The sequence below is a fragment of the Erwinia sp. OLFS4 genome, assembly GCF_002752165.1.
GTDB lineage: Bacteria > Pseudomonadota > Gammaproteobacteria > Enterobacterales > Enterobacteriaceae > Izhakiella.
In genome coordinates, this window is record NZ_MOMB01000009.1 from 15,523 (window position 1) to 39,333 (window position 23,811).

Genomic DNA, 23,811 nt, shown 5'->3' on the forward strand with positions numbered 1-23,811 from the left:
CCGCCGTACGGGGAATATCACACATAAAAACGCCGGTAATACCGGCGCTTAAGGAAAGGTTTTGCCTGTCTGCAATCAGGGCGTTTGCTTTGTCGCCTCTGGCGCTTCATCACGCAGCTGGCGCCGGAGTATTTTTCCGACGTTAGTTTTTGGCAACTCCTGACGAAACTCCACCAGTTTAGGCACTTTATAGCCGGTAAGGTGCAGCTTGCAATGTGCAATCAGTTCTTCTTTACTGAGTGAGTCATCCTTTTTCACTACGCAGACTTTAACCATTTCACCGGCAACATCGTTCGGTACCCCGATCGCTGCGGCTTCGCGTACTTTAGGATGCAGCATCAGCACATCTTCAATTTCATTGGGATAAACATTGAAACCGGAGACCAGAATCATATCTTTTTTACGATCAACGATGCGTAAAAAGCCCTGTTCATCCACGGTAACAATATCACCACTGTGAAGCCATCCATTTTTCATCACTTCGTCGGTGGCATCAGGACGTTGCCAGTAGCCCAGCATCACTTGTGGCCCGCGGATGCAGAGTTCGCCAGGTTCCCCTGGTGCCACCTCGTTTTCCTCATCATCAACCAGACGAATGTCTGTGGACGGGACCGGCAGACCAATGCTGCCGGTATGATGAGTAATGTCGTGTGGATTGACGGAAACCAGCGGCGAACATTCTGTCAGGCCATAGCCTTCCAGCAAAAAACAGCCGGTGAGTTTTTCCCAGCGTTCAGCCACCGCTTTTTGCACCGCCATACCACCGCCAGCGGACATACGCAGCGTCGAGAAATCGATGTTGTGAAAATTGGCATCGTTAAGCAACGCGTTAAACAGCGTATTAACCCCGGTGAGCGCCGTCACCGGATAACGGCTCATCTCTTTCACCAGGCCGGGAATATCACGCGGGTTAGTAATCAGCAGGTTACGCCCGCCGAGTTCGGTAAACAGCAGGCAGTTTACCGTCAGGGCAAAAATATGATAAAGCGGCAAGGCGGTCACTACCGTTTCATCACCATCACGCAGCAGTGAACCGTACGTCGCTTTCGTCTGGGCAAGATTGGCCTGCATATTACGATGGGTCAGCATTGCGCCTTTCGCCACGCCAGTGGTACCCCCGGTGTACTGCAAAAAGGCTAAATCGTCATTACCAATCGCCTCACGCTGATAACTCATCCGCGCCCCCTGCTGCAAGGCACTGCGAAATGAGATAGCCCCTGGCAGATTGTACTTCGGGACCAGACGCTTGACATATTTGACCACAAAATTCACCAGCGAGCCTTTCACCGGTGACAGCTGATCGCCAAGTCGGGTGAGCATCACATGACGAACCCCGGTTTTTGCCACCACTTTTTCCAGCGTATGCGCAAAGTTGGAGACAATAAGAATTGCCTGCGCACCGCTGTCTTTGAGCTGATGCTCCAGCTCCCGCGGGGTATAAAGCGGGTTAACATTCACCACCACCATACCGGCCCGCAATACACCAAATAACGCAATAGGGTATTGCAGCAGGTTGGGCATCATTAATGCCACCCGGTCACCTTTTTTTAACCCTAAGCCCTGCTGAAGCCAGGCCGCAAAGGCACGACTGCTGGCTTCCAGCTCACGGAAAGTCATACTGCGCCCCATATTGACATACGCAGTCTTATCGCCGTAGCGCGCGACAGCCTGTTCAAAGAGGTCAACTAACGACGTATAGCGGTCGGCGTCAATTTCCGCCGGAACATCCGCAGGATAGCGATCCAGCCAGACTTTTTTCAACTCAACACCTCGGAAACTATTATTGGTTGTCATCGCGACGTCTCACACGCTGTTTATTAACATTATTTTAACTCAGCGTACCAGTTTGCCACCCTCGGGATGTGCAGGTTGCGAAGCCCATCACTAAAATTCGCCACAGGATTTACAGGCAATAATTGCCCTGCCACACCATGGCATAGCAGGGGAAAGTGATTTGAAATTTATTCGGTCAGGAAGGTCTCAACATGTGAGGGGCCTGGATTGTACCAGCCGTAAGGCGGTGGTCCCCAGTAGCCGCGGTGGCGGCCAGGTCCGGGTCCATACCAGATCCACGGGTTAATTGGTGCGGGCGGAGAGACAATTTGCTGGGCCAGACGCCAGCGCTGATAACCGGTGACGTCCACGGTAACAAAATTATAGTTTGCGTCACCTACTTTGCCCTGACGGGTTCCGGTGATCGGTCCGACAACCGTCACCCACTGGTTGTTGAAATCTATCGGGTCAACAAAGCCGTTGATACGGGCAAACAGGCGACCAACAGAGGCCGCACCCAAAATCGGCCGGGCCGAATCATCAAGGCGGGTTGCCGCAATTTCCAGCAGCGTATAGCCATTTTCATTGCTGACCTTCACCACTTTGCCACCAAAGCGTGATTCCTGGCCGACGTAGAGTTTGGGTGCATTCATCACTCTGACCAAATCCTGCTGTGGCGTGGGTGAAGAACCCTTAATGGAATCCGGCACGCTGACGCAGCCAGTCAGCAGTAATGCACCTGCGAAAAGCGAGGCCCTGAATAAAGCTGATTTACGCATAAAATTCTCCTGGATACGGCTGATTAGACTCAGTCAGCGTTAAATAGTTGCCTGCCTTACTCCCGGCCGGGCAATTTTTTCCACGCCACCTCGTTTCGCAGATAGACCGGCTCAGCATGTTCAGCGTCAACCGTGGCGCCGCGTGCCAGTGCATCGGCAGCCAACGGCAACATATCCTCAGCCGAGGGTAACGTCACTTCACAAGCGTTCAGCGTGACCCTGTCGGACTCAGCCAGCTGCGGCCAGGCCTGCCAGCCGGTGCCAACCGGTGTCCAGTGCCCGCTAAGCGTAGCGATATCAGCCTGGGCCCGTTCGGGCTTAACCACCGCTTCGCTGGTTTCGCCCAGCCAGCGTCCCTGATTGTCACGCCGGTATTGCGCCCAGTAAAGCTCACCCATACGCGCGTCTATTGCAGCCAGCACCTGGCTGGCGCCCTGCCGCCGCCAGGCTCCCTGTGCCATCGTCTGTAACGTTGACACCCCGATTAAAGGGAGACCCGCACCCAGTGCCAGGCCCTGGGCAATGCCAATGCCAATTCGTACCCCGGTGAAACTGCCTGGACCGCGACCGAATGCCAGCGCATCAAGCTGATTCAACGTCACCCCGGCTTCAGCCAGTAGTTGCTGCACCAGGGGTAAAATGCGCTGGGTATGTTCACGGGCACAGTGTTCAAATGTGGCCAGCACCTGATGATTATCCAGCAAGGCGACGGAACAGGCTTCGGTGGCGGTGTCCAGCGCCAGAATACGCGATGACATAGCTACTCCAGAGTGACAATTTTCGGCGCGCATCATATCACAGAGTTTATCATCAGGTGCGCCCTGCCCGCAGGAATTCTACCGCTCGTTTAAGGTCGCGTGTACGTGGTGTCGGTGGCAGACTATTCAGAAAAGCGGCGCCATAGGGGCGCATAACCAGCCGGTTGTCACAAATCACCAGCACACCACGGTCATCAACATCGCGGATCAAACGGCCGACGCCCTGTTTCAGACTGATAACGGCATCCGGTAGCTGCACATCATTAAACGGATCTCCGCCGCGCAACTGACAATCTTCCATCCTGGCCTTAAGCAGCGGATCGTCTGGCGAAGTGAAAGGCAGTTTGTCAATAATCACCAGCGAGAGAACATCACCGCGCACATCCACCCCTTCCCAGAAGCTGCTGGTGGCCACCAGAAGAGCATTACCGGCGCTAATAAACTGTCTGAGCAGCTGTGACTTGCTGGTTTCACCTTGCAGCAGGACCGGCAACGTCAGGCTGGCGCGAAACGCCGCCGCCAGTTCACGCATCACCTGATGTGAAGTGCAGAGAAAAAAACAGCGCCCCTGATTCGCTTCAATGACTGGTGCCATCATACTGGCCAGTCTGCCGGCGCCACCAGGCTGGTTTGGCGACGGTAACTGACGTGGCACACATAACAGTGCCTGCTGGCTGTAATCAAAAGGGCTGTTAAGAATCAGCGTGTCGGCGCTGCCGAGCCCCAGCCGTTCAACAAAATGGGTCATCTGCGCGTTCACCGCCAGGGTTGCCGAGGTAAATATCCAGCTGGCAGGACGCTGGTCCATCACCTCACGAAACCGTTCCGCGACCGAAAGCGGCGTCAGCGCCAGCACAAAGTGGCGGGCGCTACATTCATACCAGTAACTGAAACCTGGCTGGCTGATATCCTTCAGCCTTTTTAGCCGGCCACGATAAAGCATGGCGCGTTCAAACGCCGCGTCAAGCAGAGCAGAACGCCCGAGTGACAGCCGGGCTACGTCGTAACAGAGTTCAAGCGCATCATCAAGTAACACCAGCGCACGTTGCACCGGTGGATTATCCAGCAGCTGACGTAAATTGCCGCGAAAACCTGGCTCACCCAGCGCCAGACGAAAATCCTGTGCGCTTTGCGCCAGCCGATCGGCAGATTTTTGCAGCTGTTGTACATCGCGCAGTTCGGTACGATAGGCAATGGTAATATCTTTTGCCAGATCCAGCAGCTGACGGCTGGAAAGTTGCTGGCCGAAATACTGGCTGGCTATATCTGCCAGCTGATGCGCTTCATCGAAAATCATTACCTCGGCCTGCGGGATCAGCTCAGCAAAACCACTCTCTTTTACTACCATATCGGCAAGAAACAGATGATGATTGACCACCACAACATCGGCATCCATGGCTTTACGCCGCGCTTTAACCACAAAGCAGTCTTTATATAGCGGGCAATCGCTGCCCAGACAGTTGTCGTTAGTGCTGGTGACCAGCGGCCACACCGGACTGTCTTCAGCCACCGCCACGCAGCTACTGATGTCGCCCTCAACCGTTACAGACGCCCAGCTGCGCAAATGCGCTAAATCACTCATCGTCTGCACGGCCAGCTCGCCGCCGGCCATCGCATGCTGTTCCAGCCGCTCCAGGCAGAGATAATTTGCGCGTCCTTTAAGTAAGGCGAGAGTCCCCTGATAGTTAAGCGCAGCGGCAACGGTGGGTAAGTCGCGACTATAAAGCTGATCCTGTAACGCTTTAGACCCGGTTGAAATAATCACTTTTTTGCTGGCGCGCAATGCCGGCGCCAGGTATGCATAGGTTTTACCGGTGCCGGTACCGGCCTCAACGACCAGCGCGCCCTGACGGGCTATAGCACTGGCCACCGCCTCAGCCATTTCACGCTGTGGTGCTCGGGGTTTAAAACCGGGAATGGCCTGCGCCAGCACGCCGTCGGCAGCAAAATCGTCGGTCACAAATTCTCTCAGGCCTGCAAAAGTACTGTGAATTATGACAGTATCAGCGCCGGGAAACAAATCTCACTGCGGCCGGCCAGCGACAGATGACAACCGGCGATGGCTGTGGCAGGCTGTCAGCCCGGTATTGTTTTGATACTGAGCTCAAAGACAGGAAAAATAAAAAATGACGATTGAACGCATTGATCCGGCTGCACGCATGTCAGAAGCGGTGATTCATAACGACACCATTTATTACACCAGCGTGCCGGAAAACCTCAGTGCAGATGCTGAAGGCCAGACGGCCGAAGCGCTGGCAATTATCGATTCGCTACTCACCCGGCTGGGTTCAGATAAAAGTAAGATACTGGATACGACTATTTTTTTGGTCGATAAAGCGGACTTCGCGGCAATGAATCGGGCCTGGGATCGCTGGGTTTCCCCCGGCAATGCACCGGTACGCTGTACGGTACAGGCCCAGCTAATGAATCCGCACTACCGGGTTGAAATTAAAATTATTGCGGCAAAATGAACAACAGGCAGTAAAGCTGCCTGAGTCGGTAGCACGGGATGGTCACTCCTCATCATCGTCCTCAAAACGGGCGGTAATACTACTGCCCCGATGATTCTGACGGATTTCGCTGGCAACCTGGGCAATGGCCTGGCCACTGCTCATCCCCGACTGCATAAGCTGCTGAATGCGCTCCACCGCCTGCTGTTGTTCGGCATGGCTGAGCGCCGGTAAACCCTGAAACATCGTCTTCTCCTTCACTGAGCCGTCATTATTTCACGGGCAAGAAACAGATGCCAGCTGCAGAAAAATATGTCAGGCTTGCACCCCTGTTATCGTCAACACTGCCGTTAGTCATACCATGAAATATCATTCACTTACCTATCAGCGCGATGCCCTGAAAAGAATGTTTGCATCGATTGCAGCCCGCCACTGGTCAATGTTGCTGCATTCCGGCGATGCCGTTCACCCTGACAGCCGTTTTGATATTCTGGTGGCCGACCCGCTGGCAACCCTGGAAACCGCAGGTAAGCACACCCGTATTACCGAATCGGGCAAGGTACAATTAAGTGAACAGGACCCGCTCAGCCTGTGCAAAATACTGCTGCGCCGCTTGTTACCAGAGACTGAAAGCGATGACACGCTGCCTTTTCTTGGCGGGGCAGTTGGCTTGTTTGGTTATGATCTCGGACGTCGTTTTGAACGACTGCCACAGCGGGCGCAGCCTGACTTGCAGACCCCTGATATGGCTATCGGTATTTACGACTGGGCTATTATTGCCGACCATCAGCAACAGCGTCTGACGCTGGTCTGCCACGGCGATCTGCAGCATCGGCTGATCTGGCTGGCTGGCCTTGCGGATGCTGACGATATTCAGCCCTTCGCGCTGACCAGCGGCTGGCAGTCCAGCCTCAGCCGGGAGGCGTATGCCCGCTGTTTCGCACAAATTCAGCACTGGATTGTCAGCGGCGATTGCTATCAGGTTAATCTGGCGCAGCGTTTTACTGCCGGTTATCGTGGCAGCCTGTGGCAGGCCTTTGAACATTTGCTGGCCGCCAACCAGGCCCCCTTCAGCGCCTGGCTTACGCTGCCTGCCGGTCAGATCCTCAGCTTTTCGCCGGAGCGCTTTTTGCGCCTGCGATCCGGTCTGATTCAGACGCGCCCCATCAAAGGTACTCTTCCGCGCCTCGCCGACCCACAGGCCGATCAGCAGCAGGCACAACGTCTGGCCAGCTCGGAAAAAGATCGTGCAGAAAACCTGATGATCGTCGACCTGTTACGTAATGACATCGGCCGGGTCGCCCAGCCTGGCAGCGTTTCAGTACCGTCATTGTTTGCCGTTGAAGCCTTTCCGGCGGTCTATCATCTGGTCAGTACCATCACTGCCCGCCTGCGTCCGGAACTGCACGCCAGCGACCTGTTGCGCGCCTGCTTCCCGGGCGGTTCTATTACCGGCGCCCCCAAGGTGCGGGCCATGGAGATCATTGAACAACTTGAGCCACAGCGCCGCAATGCCTGGTGTGGCAGTATCGGCTATTTCAGTGCCTGTGGCGCGATGGACAGCAGTATTACCATTCGCACGCTGATTGCTGAAAATCAGCAGCTGTACTGTGCCGCCGGCGGCGGTATTGTTGCTGATAGTCAACTGGACGCTGAATATCAGGAAACCTTTGATAAGGTGTCACGTATTCTTTCCACGCTGGATAACTTAACTCAATGCCATGATGAATAAACCATCCGGGATGAATAATTTTCTTGCCCGGTTTCAGCTGCAAATGCCACTGGCAGGCTGCCCGCCGTCGGGCGGACGTCATGCCGCCGTCTTAGTGCCCATCGTTAACCGGCCACAGCCGGGGCTGCTGCTGACCCGACGAGCAACCTCTCTGCGCCAGCACGCCGGCCAGGTCGCCTTTCCCGGCGGAATGCAGGACGACAGCGACGCCGGTTTGCTGGACACCGCACTGCGCGAAGCCGAAGAAGAAATAGCCCTAATGCGTCATCAGGTGCGGATCATCGGTTGCTTACCCGCGGTGTCCAGTGCCAGCGGTTTTCTGGTCACGCCCTTTCTCGCAATTATTCCACCCGACCTGCCCCTGCATGCCAGCCAGCAGGAAGTCGATGCTATTTTTGAAATTCCCTTACAGCAGGCCCTTGATACCGCTCGCTATGGCGCTCTGACGGTGCATCATCGTGGCCAGTTGCGTCAGGTATGGTGTTCATACTTTGACCAGCATCTGATTTGGGGCATGACAGCAGGGATCATCCGCCAGCTCAGCCTGCAGGTCAGCGCCACTCGCGACTTTTAACTGGAAATCTCTCATTAGTTTATTTCATGTGAAAAAACGCATAGTTCAGACATGCTGCACTTACTATTGTTGAAATAAACCGGCATTTTATCGCTAAAGTTCCAGTTACAGGGGTGACGAGTGTGATAAGCGTTTTTGAAATGTTCAAAGTCGGCATTGGCCCGTCCAGTTCCCATACCGTCGGTCCGATGAAAGCCGGCAAACGGTTTAGTGAGGAATTAGCGGAAAAAGGGCTACTGCAACGTACAACCCGCCTGACTGTTGAAGTATACGGCTCGCTGTCGCTGACCGGAAAAGGACACCATACCGATATGGCCATTATTCTTGGCCTGACCGGTGCGCAACCGGACACCGTGGATATCAGTGCTATTCCTGCACTAATGCGCAGCATAGAGCAGCGACAGCGTCTGTCGCTGGCTGGCGGTCAGCACGAAGTGGATTTTCCGCGCGCCGGCGGCCTGATTTTTTGCAGCGAAAATTTACCCCGTCACGAAAATGGCATGATCTTTTATGCCTGGCATGACGACCAGCTACTGTACAGCAACACCTGGTACTCAACCGGCGGCGGCTTTATTGTTGACGACGCCCATTTTGGTCAGCCGGCACTGACTCCCGTGTCAGTCCCCTATCCGTTTCATTCCGCCAGCGCTTTGCTGGATCACTGCCATGAGACCGGACTGTCGCTGTCGGCCTTAGTGATGGAAAACGAACTTGCGCTCCACCCCCGCGAAGCAATCGAAGACTATTTCAGCCTTGTCTGGCAGACGATGCGCGATTGTATTGCACGCGGCCTACGCCATGAAGGTGTGCTGCCTGGCCCGCTGCGGGTCCCGCGTCGTGCCGCAGCGTTACACCGGATGCTAATGGCTTCCGGTAAGCAGAATAGCGACCCGATGAATATTATTGACTGGGTTAATATGTTTGCCCTGGCCGTTAATGAAGAAAATGCCGCGGGCGGACGGGTCGTTACAGCACCCACTAACGGGGCCTGCGGTATCGTACCGGCGGTACTGGCCTATTACGACCGCTTCGTCGAGCCGGTCACCAGCGATATTTTTATCCGTTACTTTCTGGCCGCCGGCGCAATTGGCATTCTCTACAAAATGAACGCGTCGATTTCCGGTGCGGAGGTCGGTTGTCAGGGGGAAGTTGGCGTCGCCTGTTCAATGGCCGCCGCCGGTCTTGCTCAGCTGTTTGGCGCCAGCCCTGAACAGGTCTGTGTTGCCGCTGAAATTGGTATGGAGCATAACCTTGGCCTGACCTGCGATCCGGTAGCCGGCCAGGTGCAGGTACCCTGTATTGAGCGTAATGCTATCGCCGCGGTGAAAGCGATCAACGCTGCACGTATGGCATTACGTCGTACCAGCCAGGCACGCGTTTCTCTGGATAAAGTTATTGAAACGATGTACGAAACCGGTAAGGACATGAACGCCAAATATCGCGAAACCTCGCGCGGAGGCCTGGCAATTAAAGTACAGTGCGATTAAACCACGGCGCGATTATGCCGCCACGCCTCGCTTAGCGCGTCATTGCCGCGAGGGCACCCTGAGCAGCCAGTCACGCCCCTGCCGTTGGTAAAATAAATATTTTTAGCAAACATTTGTTTATTTTTTAGACATACAGACTAAATTTATCGCCATATCCTCCGATAAATGTTGCTCTGGCCTGTGGTTATGCGTGATTTAAGGGTGGTGGTCAATGCCAATCTCCCAGGAGGTTTTAGGGCAATTTCGTCGTAAGCGTCTGCTTATTTCTGTCACAATTGCCATACTGGTCCTTGTGGGAACGCTGACCTTTCGTTTTTTCCAGGAAATAAACGATATTGAGCGGCAATCTCGTCATTTTGCAGATCGGGCAATTGAGCGTTTTGACCGTCAGTTTTCTCCACTAGACCTTGCCGCTAACAATGCCCTGGGGCTGGTTGGCCTGCCCTGTGAACAGGTGCGTTTTCCGCTGATAGAAAAACTTGCCGCCCTGCAGACTATCCGCACTATCCTGCTGGTGGATCATAACCAGATATATTGCTCCAGCATTTACGGCACGATTAACAGCGATTTCAGCGCCGATTTTCCCGATCTGGCTATTGATAATCAGCGCATGGTGCTGACAAACGATCGTCAGTTACTTAAAGGTTCAGCGGTATTGCTACTGTGGACGCCGCAATCCCCTGATAACCAGGCGGGTATTCTGCAGGCGATCAATATTGAACTGATGACCAGTTATTTACTGGAACCCACATTACCCTGGGTGGAGCGGGCAGTCATTAACGTGGGGGCAAAAGTCTTGAATATGGCAATGCGGTGATTGCAGCGGCGAAACCGGCTCCCCATCAGGTCAGCTATCAACAAACATCATTACGTTATCCCTACTCCATTACCCTGTTCGGCCCGCAGCCGGCGGCGCTGGCGATTGTGTCATTGCCCGCCCAGCTGCCGCTGGCACTGTTACTGAGTGCGCTGATCGGCTACGTCGTCTGGCTGGCCACCGCGAACCGTATGAGCCTCTCTGGCAAATCAGTTATGGCATTAACGCCCGCGAGTTTATCGTGTATTGCCAGCCGTTAATTAATGCCCGAACACACAGCTGTGAGGGCATTGAACTGCTGCTGCGCTGGCATAACCGGCGTCAGGGCTGGATTGCGCCCGATGTTTTTATTCCGCTGGCGGAACGGCAAAATTTAATTGCGCCGCTGACCCGCTTTGTTCTCAGCGAGACCGTGCGCCAGCTGCCTCTGCTGCCGCTGCATAACGGCTTCCATATCGCCATTAACGTTTCCGCCAGCCATTTTCACCGCCAGGAGATAATCAAAGATCTGCAGCAACTTTGGTGGCCAGCCGATCCCAAACCACAACTGATTGTTGAACTGACCGAGCGCGATGCCCTGCCGGTTGTCGATCTGCACACCGTCGCTTTTCTGCACAAAAGCGGCGTAAAACTGGCGATTGATGATTTCGGTACCGGCCATAGTTCGCTCTCTTACCTGAAAACACTCAACCCTGACGTGCTGAAAATTGACAAAATCTTTACCGGGGCTATCGGCAACGATGCCATTAATGCCACCGTCACCGATATGGTGATTTCACTGGCACAGCGGCTGAATATTGCTTTGGTTGCCGAGGGGGTGGAAACGGCTCAGCAGGCAACATACATGCGCGATCGCGGCGTTAATGCTTTGCAGGGGTATTTTTATGCCCGGCCAATGCCGCTGACCGATTTCCCGCTGTGGCTGGATAGCTGGCAGCAGGACAGTCAGATGCCGGCGTAAAAAAGCCCGCCGTAGCGGGCCTGATATCACGCGTGGTGATAAAACCTATCCGGCATCGTCTTCGTCGTCCGCACGCGGAATCCGGCTCACTTTTACCAGATCAATTCGGTAATCCGTTGCTTCAACAATGCGGAACTGGTAGTCCTGCAAAACAATGACGTCATTAACCTGCGGTAACTGCCCGTGTTGATGAATTAACAAACCGGCCAGCGACGCGTAATCTTCCTGCGGATCGATCAGACCATGAATATCCAGCCGCTGTTGCAGCGAGTGCAGATCGGTGCCGCCTTTAACCAGCCAGCCATCCTCCGTGACTAAGATATCCGGCGTTTCATCCTCGTCGGGAAACTCTCCGGCAATCGCCTCCAGCACGTCGAGCGGGGTGATCAGCCCCTGTACCACGCCAAACTCATTGGTTACGATAACAAAGCTGCCTTTCGCCCGCCGCAATACGCCCAGCAGGTTAATCGGATCGAGCGTGTCAGGTACCACAATGGGCATATGAGCAGCGGCAAAGGCGGCGACATCCATGCCGTGATCCACCGCAACCAACAGCTCTTTAGCCCGCACCACGCCGATGATTTCATCCAGCTCGCCGCGGCACACCGGAAATAAACTGTGCGGAGTATCCAGCAGCTGAATGCGAATCTCGTCCATCGGCCGCGTGGCATCAACCCAGGATATTTCACCGCGCGGAGTCATAATACTGCGCACCGAGCGCGAGGCCAGAGTGAGCACGCCGTTAATCATATAACGCTCTTCCTCTTTAAAAGCCTCCTGCGGCAGCGTCTGCTGCCTGGTGGCCGATTCCGGAGCCACCTGTTCTTCCTGTGGATGATGCTGTTGACGTGTACCCATCATCTTCAAAATAGCTTCAGCGGTTCGCTCGCGCATTGGCCGCCTTGCCTGATGGCGCAGAAAATTGCGCCGGGCAATCTGATTAAACAACTCAATGATGATTGAAAAGCCGATTGCCGCATACAGGTAACCTTTCGGAATATGGAAACCAAAGCCTTCCGCTACCAGACTCAGGCCGATCATTAACAGGAAGCTCAGACAGAGCACCACCACCGTCGGATGTGCATTGACAAAAAGCGTCAATGGTTTTGATGCCAGCAGCATCACCGCCATCGCAATCACCACGGCGGTCATCATAATGGCGAGATTATTCACCATTCCCACCGCCGTAATCACGGCATCGATCGAAAATACCGCATCCAGTACCACTATTTGTAATACCACCGCCCAGAAGCTGGCGTAGTTACGGTTAACTTCACCGTTAACTTCATGATTCTCTAAACGTTCGTGCAGCTCCATTGTGGCTTTAAACAACAGAAACAGGCCGCCTAGCAGTAAAATAATGTCGCGTCCTGAAAAACTAAAATCGGCCACGCTGAATAACGGTTTAGTCAGGGTCACCAGCCATGAAACCAGTGAAAGCAATGCCAGACGCATTAGCAGCGCCAGCGAAAGACCGATTAAACGCGCTTTATCACGCCGTCTGGGCGGCAACTTATCGGCAAGAATGGCAATAAAGACCAGGTTGTCGATGCCCAGAACAATTTCAAGCACTATCAGCGTAAGCAAACCGGCCCAGATTGAGGGATCCAGAAAAAATTCCATTACCTACTCCGCAGACATGAAAAAAACGATAGCGCTGACCACAGCCCGTTAAGGGAAGCCGCACGAAAAAGATGAGAGACATTGCGCCAGAGCGCAGAAAGATGAGCCGGATGACCCGGTGGCATGATGAAACAACGTCGGTGACAGTCCATAGGGTGGGCTGGTGCCCGTTACTCCTGTTCTAAAAAGGATCTTTACTTTAACAGCGCCTCACCAAGTCACAAAATAGATTATCGCTTTTAACTGTAAAGTTACTTCAAGTGATGCAAAATTAATCATAGAGAAAATTGAGTGTGACAGCCCTCTAAATTACTGAGCAAAGTCACATAATTTATTTTTTTGCGCACTAAAATAATGCACGAATTATCTTAAGACTATTGTATAGGTTTGCAATTAACCGGCCTGCCACAGGCAGTGTTGTGCCAGCAAAGACGCTGATTCGCACCCTGTATCAATAAACTTACGCGAACCGCTGCATTTATACAGCGTTAGCTTCTCAGAGAAAGGAGGTAGCAAGTGACCATTGCTATTATGGTTGGCACACACGGTTGGGCAGCGGAACAGCTGATAAAAACCGCAGAAATGCTATTGGGTGAACAGCAAAACATCGGCTGGATCGATTTCGTTCCCGGCGAAAACGCTGACACCCTGATGGAAAAATATCAGGCGCGCTTAGCCGGACTGGATACCAGCGGCGGGATACTGTTTCTGGTTGATACCTGGGGCGGCAGTCCGTTCAACGCCGCCAGCCGACTCGTTGTCGACAAAGAGAACCATGAAGTGGTAGCCGGGGTTAACATTCCGATGCTGGTTGAAACGCTTATGGCACGTGATGATAACCCGACTTTTGCCGAATTAGTGGCGCTTGCCGTTGAAACCGGCCGTGAAGGTGTCAAGGCGCTGAAAGCAAAAGCGGCAGCGACTGCAGCTACACCGGCCCCTGTGGCGGCAAGCAAGACGGCTACGCCGCAGCTGCCATCCGGGCCCAACGATCATATGAAAATTGGTCTGGCGCGTATTGACGATCGCTTAATTCATGGTCAGGTCGCCACCCGCTGGACGAAAGAGACCAACGTCAGCCGCATTATCGTGGTCAGTGATGAAGTTGCTAAAGATAATGTGCGCAAAACGCTGTTAACTCAGGTCGCCCCTCCCGGCGTTACGGCCCATGTTGTTGATGTCGATAAAATGGTGCGCGTCTGGAATAACCCCAAATATGCCCGTGACCGCGTCATGCTGCTGTTTACTAATCCATCCGACGTGCTGCGCCTGGTGGAAAATGGTGTTGATATCAAATCTGTCAATGTCGGCGGCATGGCCTTCCGCCAGGGTAAAACCCAGGTGAATAACGCCGTTTCCGTGGATGAGAAAGATATAGAAGCATTCCGCAAGCTGAATGAACGTCATATCGAACTGGAAGTACGTAAGGTATCCAGCGATCCTCAACTTAAAATGATGGATTTGATCGCAAAAGTGTAATCACAACGATTTGAATTTTATCCGCTCAGGCGGCTTACTCAGTTACTGAATGTCAGAGGAGAAGTACAATGGAGATTACCATCCTTCAGCTTGTACTGATTTTTATTGTGTCCTGTATTGCCGGTATGGATTCAACGCTCGATGAATTCCAGTTTCATCGCCCGCTGGTTGCCTGTACCCTCATTGGCCTTATTCTCGGTGATGTGCAAAAAGGGATTATTATCGGCGGTTCACTGGAAATGATCGCCCTTGGCTGGATGAACATCGGCGCCGCAATGGCACCTGATGCCGCCCTCGCCTCAATTATTTCAACGATTCTGGTTATTGCCGGCGGTCAAAGCACCGGCGCCGGTATTGCGCTGGCTATTCCACTGGCTGCTGCCGGTCAGGTACTGACTATCGTCGTGCGTACCATTACCGTGGCTTTCCAGCATGCGGCTGATAAAGCGGCAGCAAAGGGTAACCTGACGGCAATTTCCTGGATTCACTTCTCAGCATTATTTCTGCAAGCCTTGCGTATCGCTATCCCGGCCCTGATTGTTGCCGTCTCTGTCGGCACCAGCGAAGTCCAGGGACTGCTCGGTTCCATTCCGGAAGTGGTGACCAATGGTCTTAACATCGCCGGTGGCGTGATCGTGGTTGTCGGTTACGCAATGGTGATCAATATGATGCGTGCAGGCTACCTGATGCCCTTCTTCTACCTCGGGTTCGTCACCGCGGCCTTTACCAGCTTTAACCTGGTTGCGCTCGGTGTTATCGGCGTCGTCATGGCGGTGCTGTATATTCAGCTGGCACCGAAATATAACCGTACTCCGGGCGCGGCGCCTGCTGCAGGCCCGGGTAATAACGATCTCGATAACGAACTGGATTAATTAAGGGGATATCACATGGTGGATACAACAAACCCGGTCAAAAAACTGACGCACGGTGACGTACGTGGTGTGTTTCTCCGTTCCAATCTGTTTCAGGGATCGTGGAATTTCGAACGTATGCAGTCACTGGGCTTTTGTTACGCAATGGTGCCAGTTATTCGTCGCCTCTATCCGATCAACAATGATGATCGTAAACAAGCGATTAAACGTCATCTGGAATTTTTTAACACCCATCCTTATGTCGCCGCTCCGGTGCTGGGTGTCACCCTGGCAATGGAAGAACAGCGAGCTAATGGCGCAGAAATTGATGATGGGGCAATTAACGGGATTAAAGTTGGTCTGATGGGCCCGCTGGCCGGCGTGGGTGACCCGATTTTCTGGGGTACCGTTCGTCCGGTTTTCGCCGCCCTAGGTGCCGGACTGGCAATGGGTGGCAGCATACTGGGACCGATTTTATTCTTTGTGTTGTTTAATCTTGTTCGCCTGCTGGTACGCTATTACGGTGTCGCTTACGGCTACCGTAAAGGCGTGGATATCGTTGGTGACATGGGCGGTGGCTTACTGCAGAAACTGACCGAGGGGGCTTCTATTCTCGGTTTGTTTGTCATGGGGGCGCTGGTCAATAAATGGACACACATTAATATACCGGTGTTCGTGTCAAAAATTACCGATCAAACCGGTAAAACCACGGTGACCACGGTTCAGACTATCCTTGATCAGCTGATGCCAGGGCTGGTACCGCTACTGCTGACCTTTGGCTGTATGTGGTTATTGCGCCGTAAAATCAACGCATTGTGGATCATTATGGGATTCTTTGTGTTGGGGATTTTCGGCTACTGGATTGGCTTGCTCGGACTGTAAACCCTACGGCGGGGTACCTTCCCCGCCGCGTTCAAAAACGATGCGCAACCGCTCACCTGAACGGTTGCGCATCTTTTTTTAAGGAGTCACTATGACAATAAACGACCTGGTGCTGATACTGGTTATCGCACTGTTTCTGGCCTATGCCGTTTATGATGAACTGATTATGCCGCGACGCAGGGGTAAAAGCGGCATGACTATCGCCCTAAAAAGACGTAACCGAACCGACAGCCTGATTTTTGTCGGCCTGGTGGCCATTTTGCTATGGCAAAATATTCAGCACCATGGGCCGCAAATCACCAGTACGTTACTGCTAATACTGGCGTTTATGTCGCTGTATATCTTCTGGTTTCGCCAGCCAAAAATTGTTTTTAAAGCAGACGGCTTTTTCTATGCCAATGTTTTTATTCGCTACCCACGCATTCAAAGCATGAATCTGTCAGAAGATGGCGTGCTGGTTATTCAGCTGGAACAGCGACGCCTGCTGATTGAAGTGCGTGATCCTGACGATCTGGAGCGTATCTACCATTTTCTTATCGAGGGCCAGTCAGACAGCGATCAGCCCTGATGCCGCCAGAGACGCACCATAAAATCAGTCTCGCAGGCAAAAGCACCGCCGGTAGCAAGCCGCCCCCAGACTTCCGGCCGCGCCCGCCAGGCAAAGGGGGTCATCTGAAGCAGAGTCGCTGCACTGTCGCTGTTTAACGCCAGCGGATAAGCCAGCGAAGTTTCACTGCACAATGTCCAGCCAGGCAGGGATTCGGCCGCGCTATCATGCAATCTGACATCCTGATAAATGAGCGCCTTAAATTGCAGCAGATGACGCGGTCCGGGCGTCACGGTCAGCAGATATCCCCCCGGGCGGATAACCCGCGACAGTTCTTCAGGATTACACGGAGCATAGATACGTGTCGCCGCGCTGATACTGCCAGTGATAAAAGGCAGGCGCTGGCTGGAAGCAACGCAAAACGTCACCGAGGGATAGCGCCGGGCGGCGCTGCGAATCGCCTCACGCGAGACATCAAGTCCCGCTATGCGCACGTCTGTTGATGAAGAAAACGTCGCGGCTATTGCTCCTGTGTAATAGCCTTCGCCGCAGCCGACATCCAGTATTCTGTATGGCTGGTTAGCGTTGAGTACGCTGGCCAGTAACTGACAGACAGCCTGCTGCAACGGCTGATAATGCCCCTCATTAAGAAATTGTCTGCGGGCCTGCATCATTTCGGCACTGTCACCCGGCTGTTTTGAGCGTTTATGCTGAACCGGCAGCAGATTAACATAGCCTTCGCGCGCCCGATCAAACTGATGGCGGTTAGCACAGCGCCAGGCCGCGCCTTCTTCAAACAATGGCTGGTGACAAAGGGGACATTGGTAACACATTACAGAGGGTCTCACTGAACTTTCCGGCGCGCAGTTTACTGCAAATAAAAAAGCCCTGCCATGCTGACAGGACTTTCTTTATCAGAGACGCACACGCCGGCCGGTTAAGACCCGCGCGTCAGCGCATCAGATTGCGGTCACGTTCACAGCAGCCGGACCTTTCTGGCCATCCTGAATTTCGAACTCTACGTTCTGACCTTCAGCCAGGGTTTTGAAGCCGTTACCCTGAATAGCAGAGAAGTGAACGAAAACGTCTTTGCTGCCGTCAGCCGGCGTAATGAAACCGAAGCCTTTAGACTCGTTGAACCACTTAACCTGACCTTTAATTTTTGCCATTTTGCAAATTCCTTAGAGTGTATTTTTTGCCCGAAGGCTGTACTGATAGAGAAACCAGAGACATTACTGAATGAGGCACTAATTAAGGTTCGGCAAGGAAGCGGTATTCAACGTCAACGTCTGTACTCGAGACTTCTTTACTGAAATGCCATACATAAACAGAACTGTACCTCGTTTTACCCAACAGGGTTATCACATATCCACAATATAATGGCAAGCCATTTTTAGACAATCGATGAGATAATACGTATAAAAGTGACAATAGCTGACTAATCGACTATTGCAGAGACATCATAACGTCATGATAAGTATTACAAAATATCTTCATAATCATGGTGTTGTAAATAGCCGAAATTAGTTTTTATCACCAGATAACCCGCTGTGCGATAATCAAAATATTGTTTTGCAAAAAGATTGCATTAATATGGCAAAGCGCGCTTTCCGTCACCAATAATCCAGCATCACTATTAGATGTTACTGATAAAATTCAACAGCTGACCGCCTGTCAACATACTAAGTAATCTCTGCACCAAATCGATGAAATGCCGTTTTCATTGCCCCAAAAAAAAGCAAATTTCAACCATTTATATTTACGCTGGTGATTAGCCGAAAAAACAAGCTGCGGTTACTATTATACTCATCACGCTGTCAAACTTTATCAGCGTGCTACTCCGGCGGAGTTAAAAGCTGACGCTGGCCTATTTTCCACGGCTGAAAATTGCGCGCCGGTAAACCGGCCTGTTGCAGCGCCTGACTGAGTATCAGCGGTGGCTCATCAAGCGACTCATCGGCCAGTTCGAAGACCCCCCAGTGAATGGGTATGGTCAGCGGGCAGCCGGCGGCTTCGAACAGACGAACGGCTTGCGCCGGATCCATATGCTGGCCCTGCATGAACCATTTTGGTGCGTAAGCGCCAACCGGCAGCGCCAGCAGAGTAAATGGCCCGAGACGTTGGACTATCGTCAGCAGCGTATCGGCGTTGCCACTGTCACCGCTGAACCAGAAATTGAAACCCGGCTGCGCAATTCGCCAGCCGCACCAGAGTGAACGATTGCGATCCCACAGGGTTCGCATCGACCAGTGACGGGCAGGCAATGCCTGAAATGTCAGGTCATCACGTTGTGCTGACTGCCACCAGTCCAGTTGGGTAACACGACTGGCACCCAGGCGCTGAAACCAGGCCACCAGCCCCAAGGGAACCATAAATTCTGCCTGTGGAAACCGACGGATGATCTGTTTTATTGTTGCCCTGTCGAGATGATCGTAGTGATTATGCGAAATCACCACGTAGCTAAGCTCAGGTAACGCGTTGATCTCAACAGGCGCCGGGGTTTTTCGCTGCGGGCCGTAAAAGCTCAGCGGTGAAGCCCGCGAGGAGAGTGCCGGATCAATCAGAATATAACGCCCTTGCAGCCGCAGCATGACGGCGGCATGCCCTAGCCACCAGACCGCATTCTGTTCACCACTCAGATCGGCAGGCTGAAACCAGCGACGTATAAACGCCGGATAGCCTTCAGCGGGCGGGCGCGGTAACCCGGCCGCTTTACGTTCAGTTCGCCATTTTTTGATATCGCCAGGCTTGCGCAGTTCCGCTTCAGGGTTGCGGAAACCTTCTGCCGTGTGGTGTTCAAGATCGGGGTTGTACCACGGATTTTTCCACACCTGCCGCTCTCCTCTGTTAGCAGATAATTAGCGCTCCGGAATCAGCCGGGTAAAATCTTTATCATCTTCCGTCGGCTGGGCAGCCTCTTCCTGCCCGGCGACACGGTCAGTCAGACGACGCAACAAGCGGTTTTGCTGCTTTTGCTCTTCTAACAGCGCTTCCAGCAGATGAATTTGCTGATTAGCTTTCACGCTGGCCCGGTTAACAAAATACCAGGCGATTAAACCCGCAACGACAAGTACCGTGATGGTGATCAGCGAGCTGATGCCTGCCAGGCCAGTTGTCAGTTCATTCATTTTTCGTTCCCCGGTGTGCAAACCACACACCAAATTATCTCTGCCGCGTTAAGCGGCGGTTAACGCTACGGGCAAATTCTACCTGCTCCGACACCAATTTATAACCCGCCAACAGCAAAAAACCCCTGCAGCTGGCGGCCTTTAGCCATTATTAGCGCCTGATTTCAGTCTCCTCTTATCGATTTCATTTTAACTGCCCCGCATGCTGCTATTATTATTCTGCCTGTCTCAACAGCGGGCGGGTTTCATAAGGAGAAATCATGAAATTTATTGTACGTATTGTTGCCATACTGGTGATTATCTGGCTGATTATGCTGGTCACCGGCTATGGCGTTCTGACGGGCAGCAGTAAAAATGCCGCCGGTCTGGGACTGAAGTGCCAGTACCTGACGGCCCGGGGCATGGTTTCCTCACAGTACCTGCATACTGACAGTGGCGTGGTGGGCGTGTCTGACTGTCCGCTGCTGAAAAAAAGCAGTGAAGTCATCGATAACAACTGACGGGCGCCCGGTCAGGGGCAAATGTCCCGCTGGCCGGGTGTTACCACGGGTAGTGATGACAACCAAGCTGTGCCGAAAGATTACGTCCTGCATTATGCAGCATGCTGATATAGCTGGCTTTCTGTTGTTGATCAAAACGCAACGAGGGAAATGACAAACTGACACCGGCTATCACGCGGTCAAAACGGTCAAACACCGGTACAGCCAGACAACGAATGCCTCTTTCCTGCTCTTCATTATCTTCGGCATAACCCTGGCGATTCACCTGTTCCAGTACTGCCAGCAAGGCATCCGTATCCGTCAGGGTACGTTGCGTATGGCGAATAAAGGTCACGCCTGATAACAAGGTTGTCACTTCGCCCCTCGGTCGCCAGGCCAGTAATACTTTGCCAATGGCGGTACTGTAAAGCGGATTACGCCGGCCAATTCGTGAATACATTTGCAGGTTATACAGCGAGTCAATTTTATGAATATAAATAATGCTGTCGTGGTCCAGTGCACCAAGGTGAATCGTTTCATGTGTTAAACGCGACAATTCGCGCATTTCAGCATCCGCCAGACGGATAAGATCAAGCTGTTGCAGCGATGCCGATCCCAGCTCAAACAGTTTGAGCGTTAAGCGGTATTTCTCCGTTTCCCCTTGCTGCGAAACATAGCCCTGTGCCTTCATGGTTTGCACAAACCGATAAACGGTACTTTTTGACATCCCCACCCGCTGCGCCAGCTCGGTAATACCGGTTGCACCTGCTTCCCCCAGTGCCTGTAAGATGGCAAACACTTTGACCACGGACGAGACGGCATCCGGCTGTTTGTCATGATCCGGTGCGGGCATAGTCATTCCTCAGTTAAGGTGAGATGTCAGAAGATTGCAGGTTTTTTAGTATACTGAGGGGGTTAATTTTCAGCAATTATCACGACGTTTTCCCTGAAGATTATTCCGCCTGCCGCACAGCCGATAGCTTTATGCGTCAATAATCATTAGCATATTCTCTCTTTGTCTCCAGCAGCTGATACGCATCTATGGATAACACCGCAACCGCAGACGTGCTGCCGCTGCCTGTACGCTACGGCGCTATTGCCGCTATTGCCCTCGGCATTACCATGGCCGTGCTAGACAGTGCGATAGCCAATGTGGCGCTGCCGACCATTTCCCGTGAGCTGCAATCCAGTCCGGCTGAATCCGTCTGGATTGTTAATGCCTACCAACTGGCGATTGTGGTGTCGTTGCTGACGCTTTCTTTTCTTGGCGATATGCTCGGTTACCGGCGAATTTATCAGTGGGGTCTGGTGCTATTCACCTGTACTTCATTATTCTGTGCGCTTTCAGGCTCGCTGGGCATGCTTACCCTGGCACGTATTTTACAGGGGTTTGGCGGTGCCATGCTGATGAGCGTGAATACCGCGCTAATCCGCATTATTTACCCGCAGCGTTTTTTAGGACGTGGGATGGCCATCAATTCACTGGTAGTCGCGGTATCCACCGCCGCCGGTCCGACGGTCGCCGCGGCTATTCTGTCAGTGGCTAGCTGGAAGTGGCTGTTTCTGATTAACGTCCCGGTCGGTATTATCGCGTTGTGGCTGGCGCTGCGTTATCTGCCGGATAATCAGCAAAAAAACAGTCAGCAACGTTTTGATTTAGCCAGTGCAATAATGAATGCCCTGACTTTTGGCCTGTTACTGTCAGCATTAAGCGGCTATGCACAGGGTGTTGCGCTGCAGTGGGTACTGGCACAGCTGGCACTCCTGGTGATTATTGCTACTTTTTTTATCCGCCGTCAGCTGCAGATGGCGATTCCTTTGTTTCCGGTTGATTTACTGCGGATTCCGGTTTTTGCGCTTTCACTGTGCACCTCGGTATGTTCATTTGCCGCCCAGATGCTGGCGATGGTGTCACTGCCCTTCTATCTGCAATATACCCTTGGACGCAGTGAAGTGGCTACCGGCCTGCTGCTGACGCCATGGCCGCTGGCCACTATGGTACTGGCCCCGTTGTCCGGACGACTGATAGAACGCGTTCATGCTGGCCTGCTTGGTGGTATCGGTCTGGCGGTGTTTGCCGCCGGCTTGTTCTCTCTTGCCCTGCTGCCCGCCACACCGGATGATGCCAGCATTATCTGGCGCATGATATTGTGCGGTGCCGGCTTTGGACTATTTCAGTCGCCCAATAACCACACCATTATCAGTTCAGCACCGCGTAACCGCAGTGGGGGTGCCAGCGGGATGTTAGGCACTGCCCGTCTGATGGGGCAAACCATTGGCGCAGCGCTGGTGGCGCTGATGTTTAATCTTTTCAGTCAACAGGGCACCCATGCGGCGCTGATTCTGGCTGGCGTGTTTGCCACACTGGCAACAGCAGTCAGCCTGATGCGTATCAGGCAGGTCACGGGCGGGCAATAAAGGCAGGCGCGGGCGCCTTTTCAGCGCCCGGCTAAAAGCATTATTTCAGATAAGCGCCGCTGCGCAGCGCTTCAATACGCTTATCCAGCGGTGGGTGTGACATGAACATTTCGCTGAACGATTTTGATTTACCGTTTATGCAAAATGCCATCATGCTTCCGGCTTCCTGTGGCTCATAGCTGGTTTTCAAACGCTGCAGCGCGGCTATCATTTTTTCACGCCCCACAAGCTTAGCTGAACCGGCATCAGCGTGAAACTCACGATGGCGTGAAAACCACATGGTGATGATGCTGGCAATAATACCAAACACAATTTCAAGTACCATTGATACCGCAAAATACACCAGCGGATTTCCACTGTTACCTTCCTCATTGTCACGGTTTCCGGACATAAATCCGGCAGCCACCTGAGCGATAATACGTGACAGGAAAATAACAAAGGTATTCACTACGCCCTGAATAAGCGTCATGGTGACCATATCACCATTTGCAATGTGGCTGACTTCATGGGCCAGCACCGCCTCAGCTTCATCACGGCTCATGTTTTGCAGTAAACCGGTTGATACGGCCACCAGCGACGCGTCGCGGCGGGCACCGGTAGCAAACGCGTTGATATCCGGCGCGTGGTATACCGCCACCTGCGGCATACCAATGCCAGCCTGCCGCGCCTGGCGGGAAATGGTTTCCAGCAGCCAGCGTTCGGTGTCATTGCGAGGCTGTTCAATCACTTCACCGCCGACTGAGCGCAGTGCCATCCATTTTGACATCAGCAGCGAGACTAACGCACCGCCAAAGCCAAACAGTCCCGCCATAATCATCAAAGCCGGAATACTGCTTCGCTGGATCCCTGTCAGGCTGAGTATCAACCCAAAAACCACCATCACGCCGAGGTTGGTGAGCAGGAAAAGCGCAATACGCATCATAAAATTTTATTTTCCTTAGTTAACAAAACAGGCTGGTTTTGAGCTCTATCCTATGGGCTACGCGGCGCATTTCAAGCGGCGCTGACTATAAAATGGCAATAACGACATAACTTTACATTTTGTCGCATTTTCGCCTTTATTTCAGCACAAT

The 23,811-nt window shown here is 52.9% G+C and carries 23 protein-coding genes and 1 pseudogene; 11 read left to right on the forward strand and 13 right to left on the reverse strand.

What is annotated here, in order from left to right; genetic code table 11:
• Positions 1-75 precede the first annotated feature (75 nt).
• From fadD to BL249_RS03895, 4 genes are all read right to left on the reverse strand, one after another.
• Positions 76-1,761 (reverse strand): long-chain-fatty-acid--CoA ligase FadD, encoded by a 1,686-nt coding sequence (fadD, locus tag BL249_RS03880; RefSeq protein ID WP_143354779.1) that lies wholly within the window; start codon positions 1,759-1,761, stop codon positions 76-78.
• A gap of 200 nt (positions 1,762-1,961) precedes the next feature.
• Complete coding sequence (locus BL249_RS03885; protein ID WP_099705329.1) at positions 1,962-2,552, reverse strand: Slp family lipoprotein; 591 nt, start codon at positions 2,550-2,552, stop codon at positions 1,962-1,964.
• A 56-nt stretch (positions 2,553-2,608) separates the two neighbouring features.
• Entirely contained in the window at positions 2,609-3,310 is a 702-nt protein-coding gene (gene tsaB / locus BL249_RS03890; protein WP_099705330.1) for a tRNA (adenosine(37)-N6)-threonylcarbamoyltransferase complex dimerization subunit type 1 TsaB, read from the reverse strand.
• Positions 3,311-3,362: 52 nt separating this feature from the next.
• Positions 3,363-5,270: an ATP-dependent DNA helicase gene (locus BL249_RS03895; protein ID WP_099705372.1), complete on the reverse strand. Its 1,908-nt coding sequence runs from the start codon at positions 5,268-5,270 to the stop codon at positions 3,363-3,365.
• 166 nt (positions 5,271-5,436) lie between these two features.
• On the opposite strand from BL249_RS03895, the gene BL249_RS03900 reads away from it, so the two are divergent.
• Positions 5,437-5,781 carry a RidA family protein gene (locus tag BL249_RS03900; protein WP_099705331.1) on the forward strand — a complete coding sequence of 115 codons (345 nt, stop codon included), beginning with the start codon at positions 5,437-5,439 and terminating at the stop codon, positions 5,779-5,781.
• A gap of 42 nt (positions 5,782-5,823) precedes the next feature.
• Here BL249_RS03900 and BL249_RS03905 read toward each other — a convergent pair whose 3' ends face one another.
• A complete protein-coding gene (locus tag BL249_RS03905) occupies positions 5,824-6,006 on the reverse strand; it encodes a YoaH family protein (RefSeq protein WP_099705332.1) in 183 nt (60 codons plus the stop codon).
• Positions 6,007-6,121: 115 nt separating this feature from the next.
• Here BL249_RS03905 and pabB point away from each other — a divergent pair, with 115 nt between their 5' ends.
• From pabB to BL249_RS03925, 4 genes and pseudogenes are all read left to right on the forward strand, one after another.
• Positions 6,122-7,492 (forward strand): aminodeoxychorismate synthase component 1, encoded by a 1,371-nt coding sequence (gene pabB / locus BL249_RS03910; protein ID WP_099705333.1) that lies wholly within the window; start codon positions 6,122-6,124, stop codon positions 7,490-7,492.
• Positions 7,482-8,066, forward strand: a complete 585-nt coding sequence (locus tag BL249_RS03915; RefSeq protein WP_099705334.1) for a CoA pyrophosphatase — start codon at positions 7,482-7,484, stop codon at positions 8,064-8,066. The genes pabB and BL249_RS03915 overlap by 11 nt, the downstream gene beginning before the upstream one ends.
• A 122-nt stretch (positions 8,067-8,188) precedes the next feature.
• Positions 8,189-9,553 (forward strand): L-serine ammonia-lyase, encoded by a 1,365-nt coding sequence (locus BL249_RS03920; protein WP_099705335.1) that lies wholly within the window; start codon positions 8,189-8,191, stop codon positions 9,551-9,553.
• 211 nt (positions 9,554-9,764) lie between these two features.
• Positions 9,765-11,331 (forward strand): annotated as a pseudogene (locus BL249_RS03925) (EAL domain-containing protein).
• 45 nt (positions 11,332-11,376) lie between these two features.
• Here BL249_RS03925 and BL249_RS03930 read toward each other — a convergent pair.
• Positions 11,377-12,954 (reverse strand): TerC family protein, encoded by a 1,578-nt coding sequence (locus BL249_RS03930; protein ID WP_099705336.1) that lies wholly within the window; start codon positions 12,952-12,954, stop codon positions 11,377-11,379.
• A gap of 516 nt (positions 12,955-13,470) precedes the next feature.
• Between BL249_RS03930 and manX the strand changes: the two genes are divergently transcribed.
• The 4 genes from manX (at position 13,471) to BL249_RS03950 (ending at position 16,734) form a co-directional block, all read left to right on the forward strand.
• Positions 13,471-14,433 (forward strand): PTS mannose transporter subunit IIAB, encoded by a 963-nt coding sequence (manX, locus tag BL249_RS03935; RefSeq protein ID WP_099705337.1) that lies wholly within the window; start codon positions 13,471-13,473, stop codon positions 14,431-14,433.
• A 68-nt stretch (positions 14,434-14,501) separates the two neighbouring features.
• Positions 14,502-15,305: a PTS mannose/fructose/sorbose transporter subunit IIC gene (locus BL249_RS03940; protein WP_099705338.1), complete on the forward strand. Its 804-nt coding sequence runs from the start codon at positions 14,502-14,504 to the stop codon at positions 15,303-15,305.
• 15 nt (positions 15,306-15,320) lie between these two features.
• Entirely contained in the window at positions 15,321-16,166 is an 846-nt protein-coding gene (locus BL249_RS03945) for a PTS mannose transporter subunit IID (protein ID WP_099705339.1), read from the forward strand.
• A 91-nt stretch (positions 16,167-16,257) separates the two neighbouring features.
• Positions 16,258-16,734 (forward strand): DUF986 family protein, encoded by a 477-nt coding sequence (locus BL249_RS03950; protein WP_099705340.1) that lies wholly within the window; start codon positions 16,258-16,260, stop codon positions 16,732-16,734.
• On the opposite strand, the gene rlmA is transcribed toward BL249_RS03950, so the two are convergent.
• The 5 genes from rlmA to BL249_RS03975 form a co-directional block, all read right to left on the reverse strand.
• Positions 16,725-17,546, reverse strand: a complete 822-nt coding sequence (gene rlmA / locus BL249_RS03955; RefSeq protein ID WP_099705341.1) for a 23S rRNA (guanine(745)-N(1))-methyltransferase — start codon at positions 17,544-17,546, stop codon at positions 16,725-16,727. The two genes, BL249_RS03950 and rlmA, sit on opposite strands and share 10 nt — an antisense overlap.
• 126 nt (positions 17,547-17,672) lie before the next feature.
• A complete protein-coding gene (gene cspE / locus BL249_RS03960) occupies positions 17,673-17,882 on the reverse strand; it encodes a transcription antiterminator/RNA stability regulator CspE (protein ID WP_001062678.1) in 210 nt (69 codons plus the stop codon).
• Positions 17,883-17,964: 82 nt separating this feature from the next.
• Entirely contained in the window at positions 17,965-18,078 is a 114-nt protein-coding gene (locus tag BL249_RS03965) for a DUF2627 domain-containing protein (protein ID WP_241898832.1), read from the reverse strand.
• A 470-nt stretch (positions 18,079-18,548) separates the two neighbouring features.
• On the reverse strand, positions 18,549-19,544 hold the full coding sequence (locus BL249_RS03970; protein WP_099705342.1) for an MBL fold metallo-hydrolase: 996 nt from the start codon (positions 19,542-19,544) through the stop codon (positions 18,549-18,551).
• A 27-nt stretch (positions 19,545-19,571) separates the two neighbouring features.
• Entirely contained in the window at positions 19,572-19,841 is a 270-nt protein-coding gene (locus BL249_RS03975) for a YebO family protein (RefSeq protein WP_099705343.1), read from the reverse strand.
• A gap of 260 nt (positions 19,842-20,101) precedes the next feature.
• On the opposite strand from BL249_RS03975, the gene BL249_RS03980 reads away from it, so the two are divergent.
• Positions 20,102-20,341: a YobH family protein gene (locus tag BL249_RS03980; protein WP_099705344.1), complete on the forward strand. Its 240-nt coding sequence runs from the start codon at positions 20,102-20,104 to the stop codon at positions 20,339-20,341.
• A 40-nt stretch (positions 20,342-20,381) separates the two neighbouring features.
• On the opposite strand, the gene kdgR is transcribed toward BL249_RS03980, so the two are convergent.
• Entirely contained in the window at positions 20,382-21,173 is a 792-nt protein-coding gene (kdgR, locus tag BL249_RS03985) for a DNA-binding transcriptional regulator KdgR (RefSeq protein WP_099705345.1), read from the reverse strand.
• Positions 21,174-21,361: 188 nt separating this feature from the next.
• Here kdgR and BL249_RS03990 point away from each other — a divergent pair, with 188 nt between their 5' ends.
• Entirely contained in the window at positions 21,362-22,738 is a 1,377-nt protein-coding gene (locus tag BL249_RS03990; protein WP_099705346.1) for an MFS transporter, read from the forward strand.
• A 40-nt stretch (positions 22,739-22,778) separates the two neighbouring features.
• Here BL249_RS03990 and htpX read toward each other — a convergent pair whose 3' ends face one another.
• Positions 22,779-23,660, reverse strand: a complete 882-nt coding sequence (gene htpX / locus BL249_RS03995) for a protease HtpX (RefSeq protein ID WP_099705347.1) — start codon at positions 23,658-23,660, stop codon at positions 22,779-22,781.
• Between the last annotated feature and the right edge of the window lie 151 nt (positions 23,661-23,811).

Coding starts and splice junctions, on each gene's coding strand:
- htpX (WP_099705347.1), bottom strand. CDS start 23,660: ATGATGCGTATTGCGCTTTTCCTGCTCACCAACCTCGGCGTGATGGTG.
- pabB (WP_099705333.1), top strand. CDS start 6,122: ATGAAATATCATTCACTTACCTATCAGCGCGATGCCCTGAAAAGAATG.
- rlmA (WP_099705341.1), bottom strand. CDS start 17,546: ATGTGTTACCAATGTCCCCTTTGTCACCAGCCATTGTTTGAAGAAGGC.
- BL249_RS03905 (WP_099705332.1), bottom strand. CDS start 6,006: ATGTTTCAGGGTTTACCGGCGCTCAGCCATGCCGAACAACAGCAGGCG.
- BL249_RS03990 (WP_099705346.1), top strand. CDS start 21,362: ATGGATAACACCGCAACCGCAGACGTGCTGCCGCTGCCTGTACGCTAC.
- BL249_RS03930 (WP_099705336.1), bottom strand. CDS start 12,954: ATGGAATTTTTTCTGGATCCCTCAATCTGGGCCGGTTTGCTTACGCTG.
- BL249_RS03950 (WP_099705340.1), top strand. CDS start 16,258: ATGACAATAAACGACCTGGTGCTGATACTGGTTATCGCACTGTTTCTG.
- BL249_RS03915 (WP_099705334.1), top strand. CDS start 7,482: ATGATGAATAAACCATCCGGGATGAATAATTTTCTTGCCCGGTTTCAG.
- BL249_RS03945 (WP_099705339.1), top strand. CDS start 15,321: ATGGTGGATACAACAAACCCGGTCAAAAAACTGACGCACGGTGACGTA.
- tsaB (WP_099705330.1), bottom strand. CDS start 3,310: ATGTCATCGCGTATTCTGGCGCTGGACACCGCCACCGAAGCCTGTTCC.
- cspE (WP_001062678.1), bottom strand. CDS start 17,882: ATGGCAAAAATTAAAGGTCAGGTTAAGTGGTTCAACGAGTCTAAAGGC.
- kdgR (WP_099705345.1), bottom strand. CDS start 21,173: ATGCCCGCACCGGATCATGACAAACAGCCGGATGCCGTCTCGTCCGTG.
- BL249_RS03940 (WP_099705338.1), top strand. CDS start 14,502: ATGGAGATTACCATCCTTCAGCTTGTACTGATTTTTATTGTGTCCTGT.
- BL249_RS03900 (WP_099705331.1), top strand. CDS start 5,437: ATGACGATTGAACGCATTGATCCGGCTGCACGCATGTCAGAAGCGGTG.
- BL249_RS03975 (WP_099705343.1), bottom strand. CDS start 19,841: ATGAATGAACTGACAACTGGCCTGGCAGGCATCAGCTCGCTGATCACC.
- BL249_RS03885 (WP_099705329.1), bottom strand. CDS start 2,552: ATGCGTAAATCAGCTTTATTCAGGGCCTCGCTTTTCGCAGGTGCATTA.
- BL249_RS03980 (WP_099705344.1), top strand. CDS start 20,102: ATGAAATTTATTGTACGTATTGTTGCCATACTGGTGATTATCTGGCTG.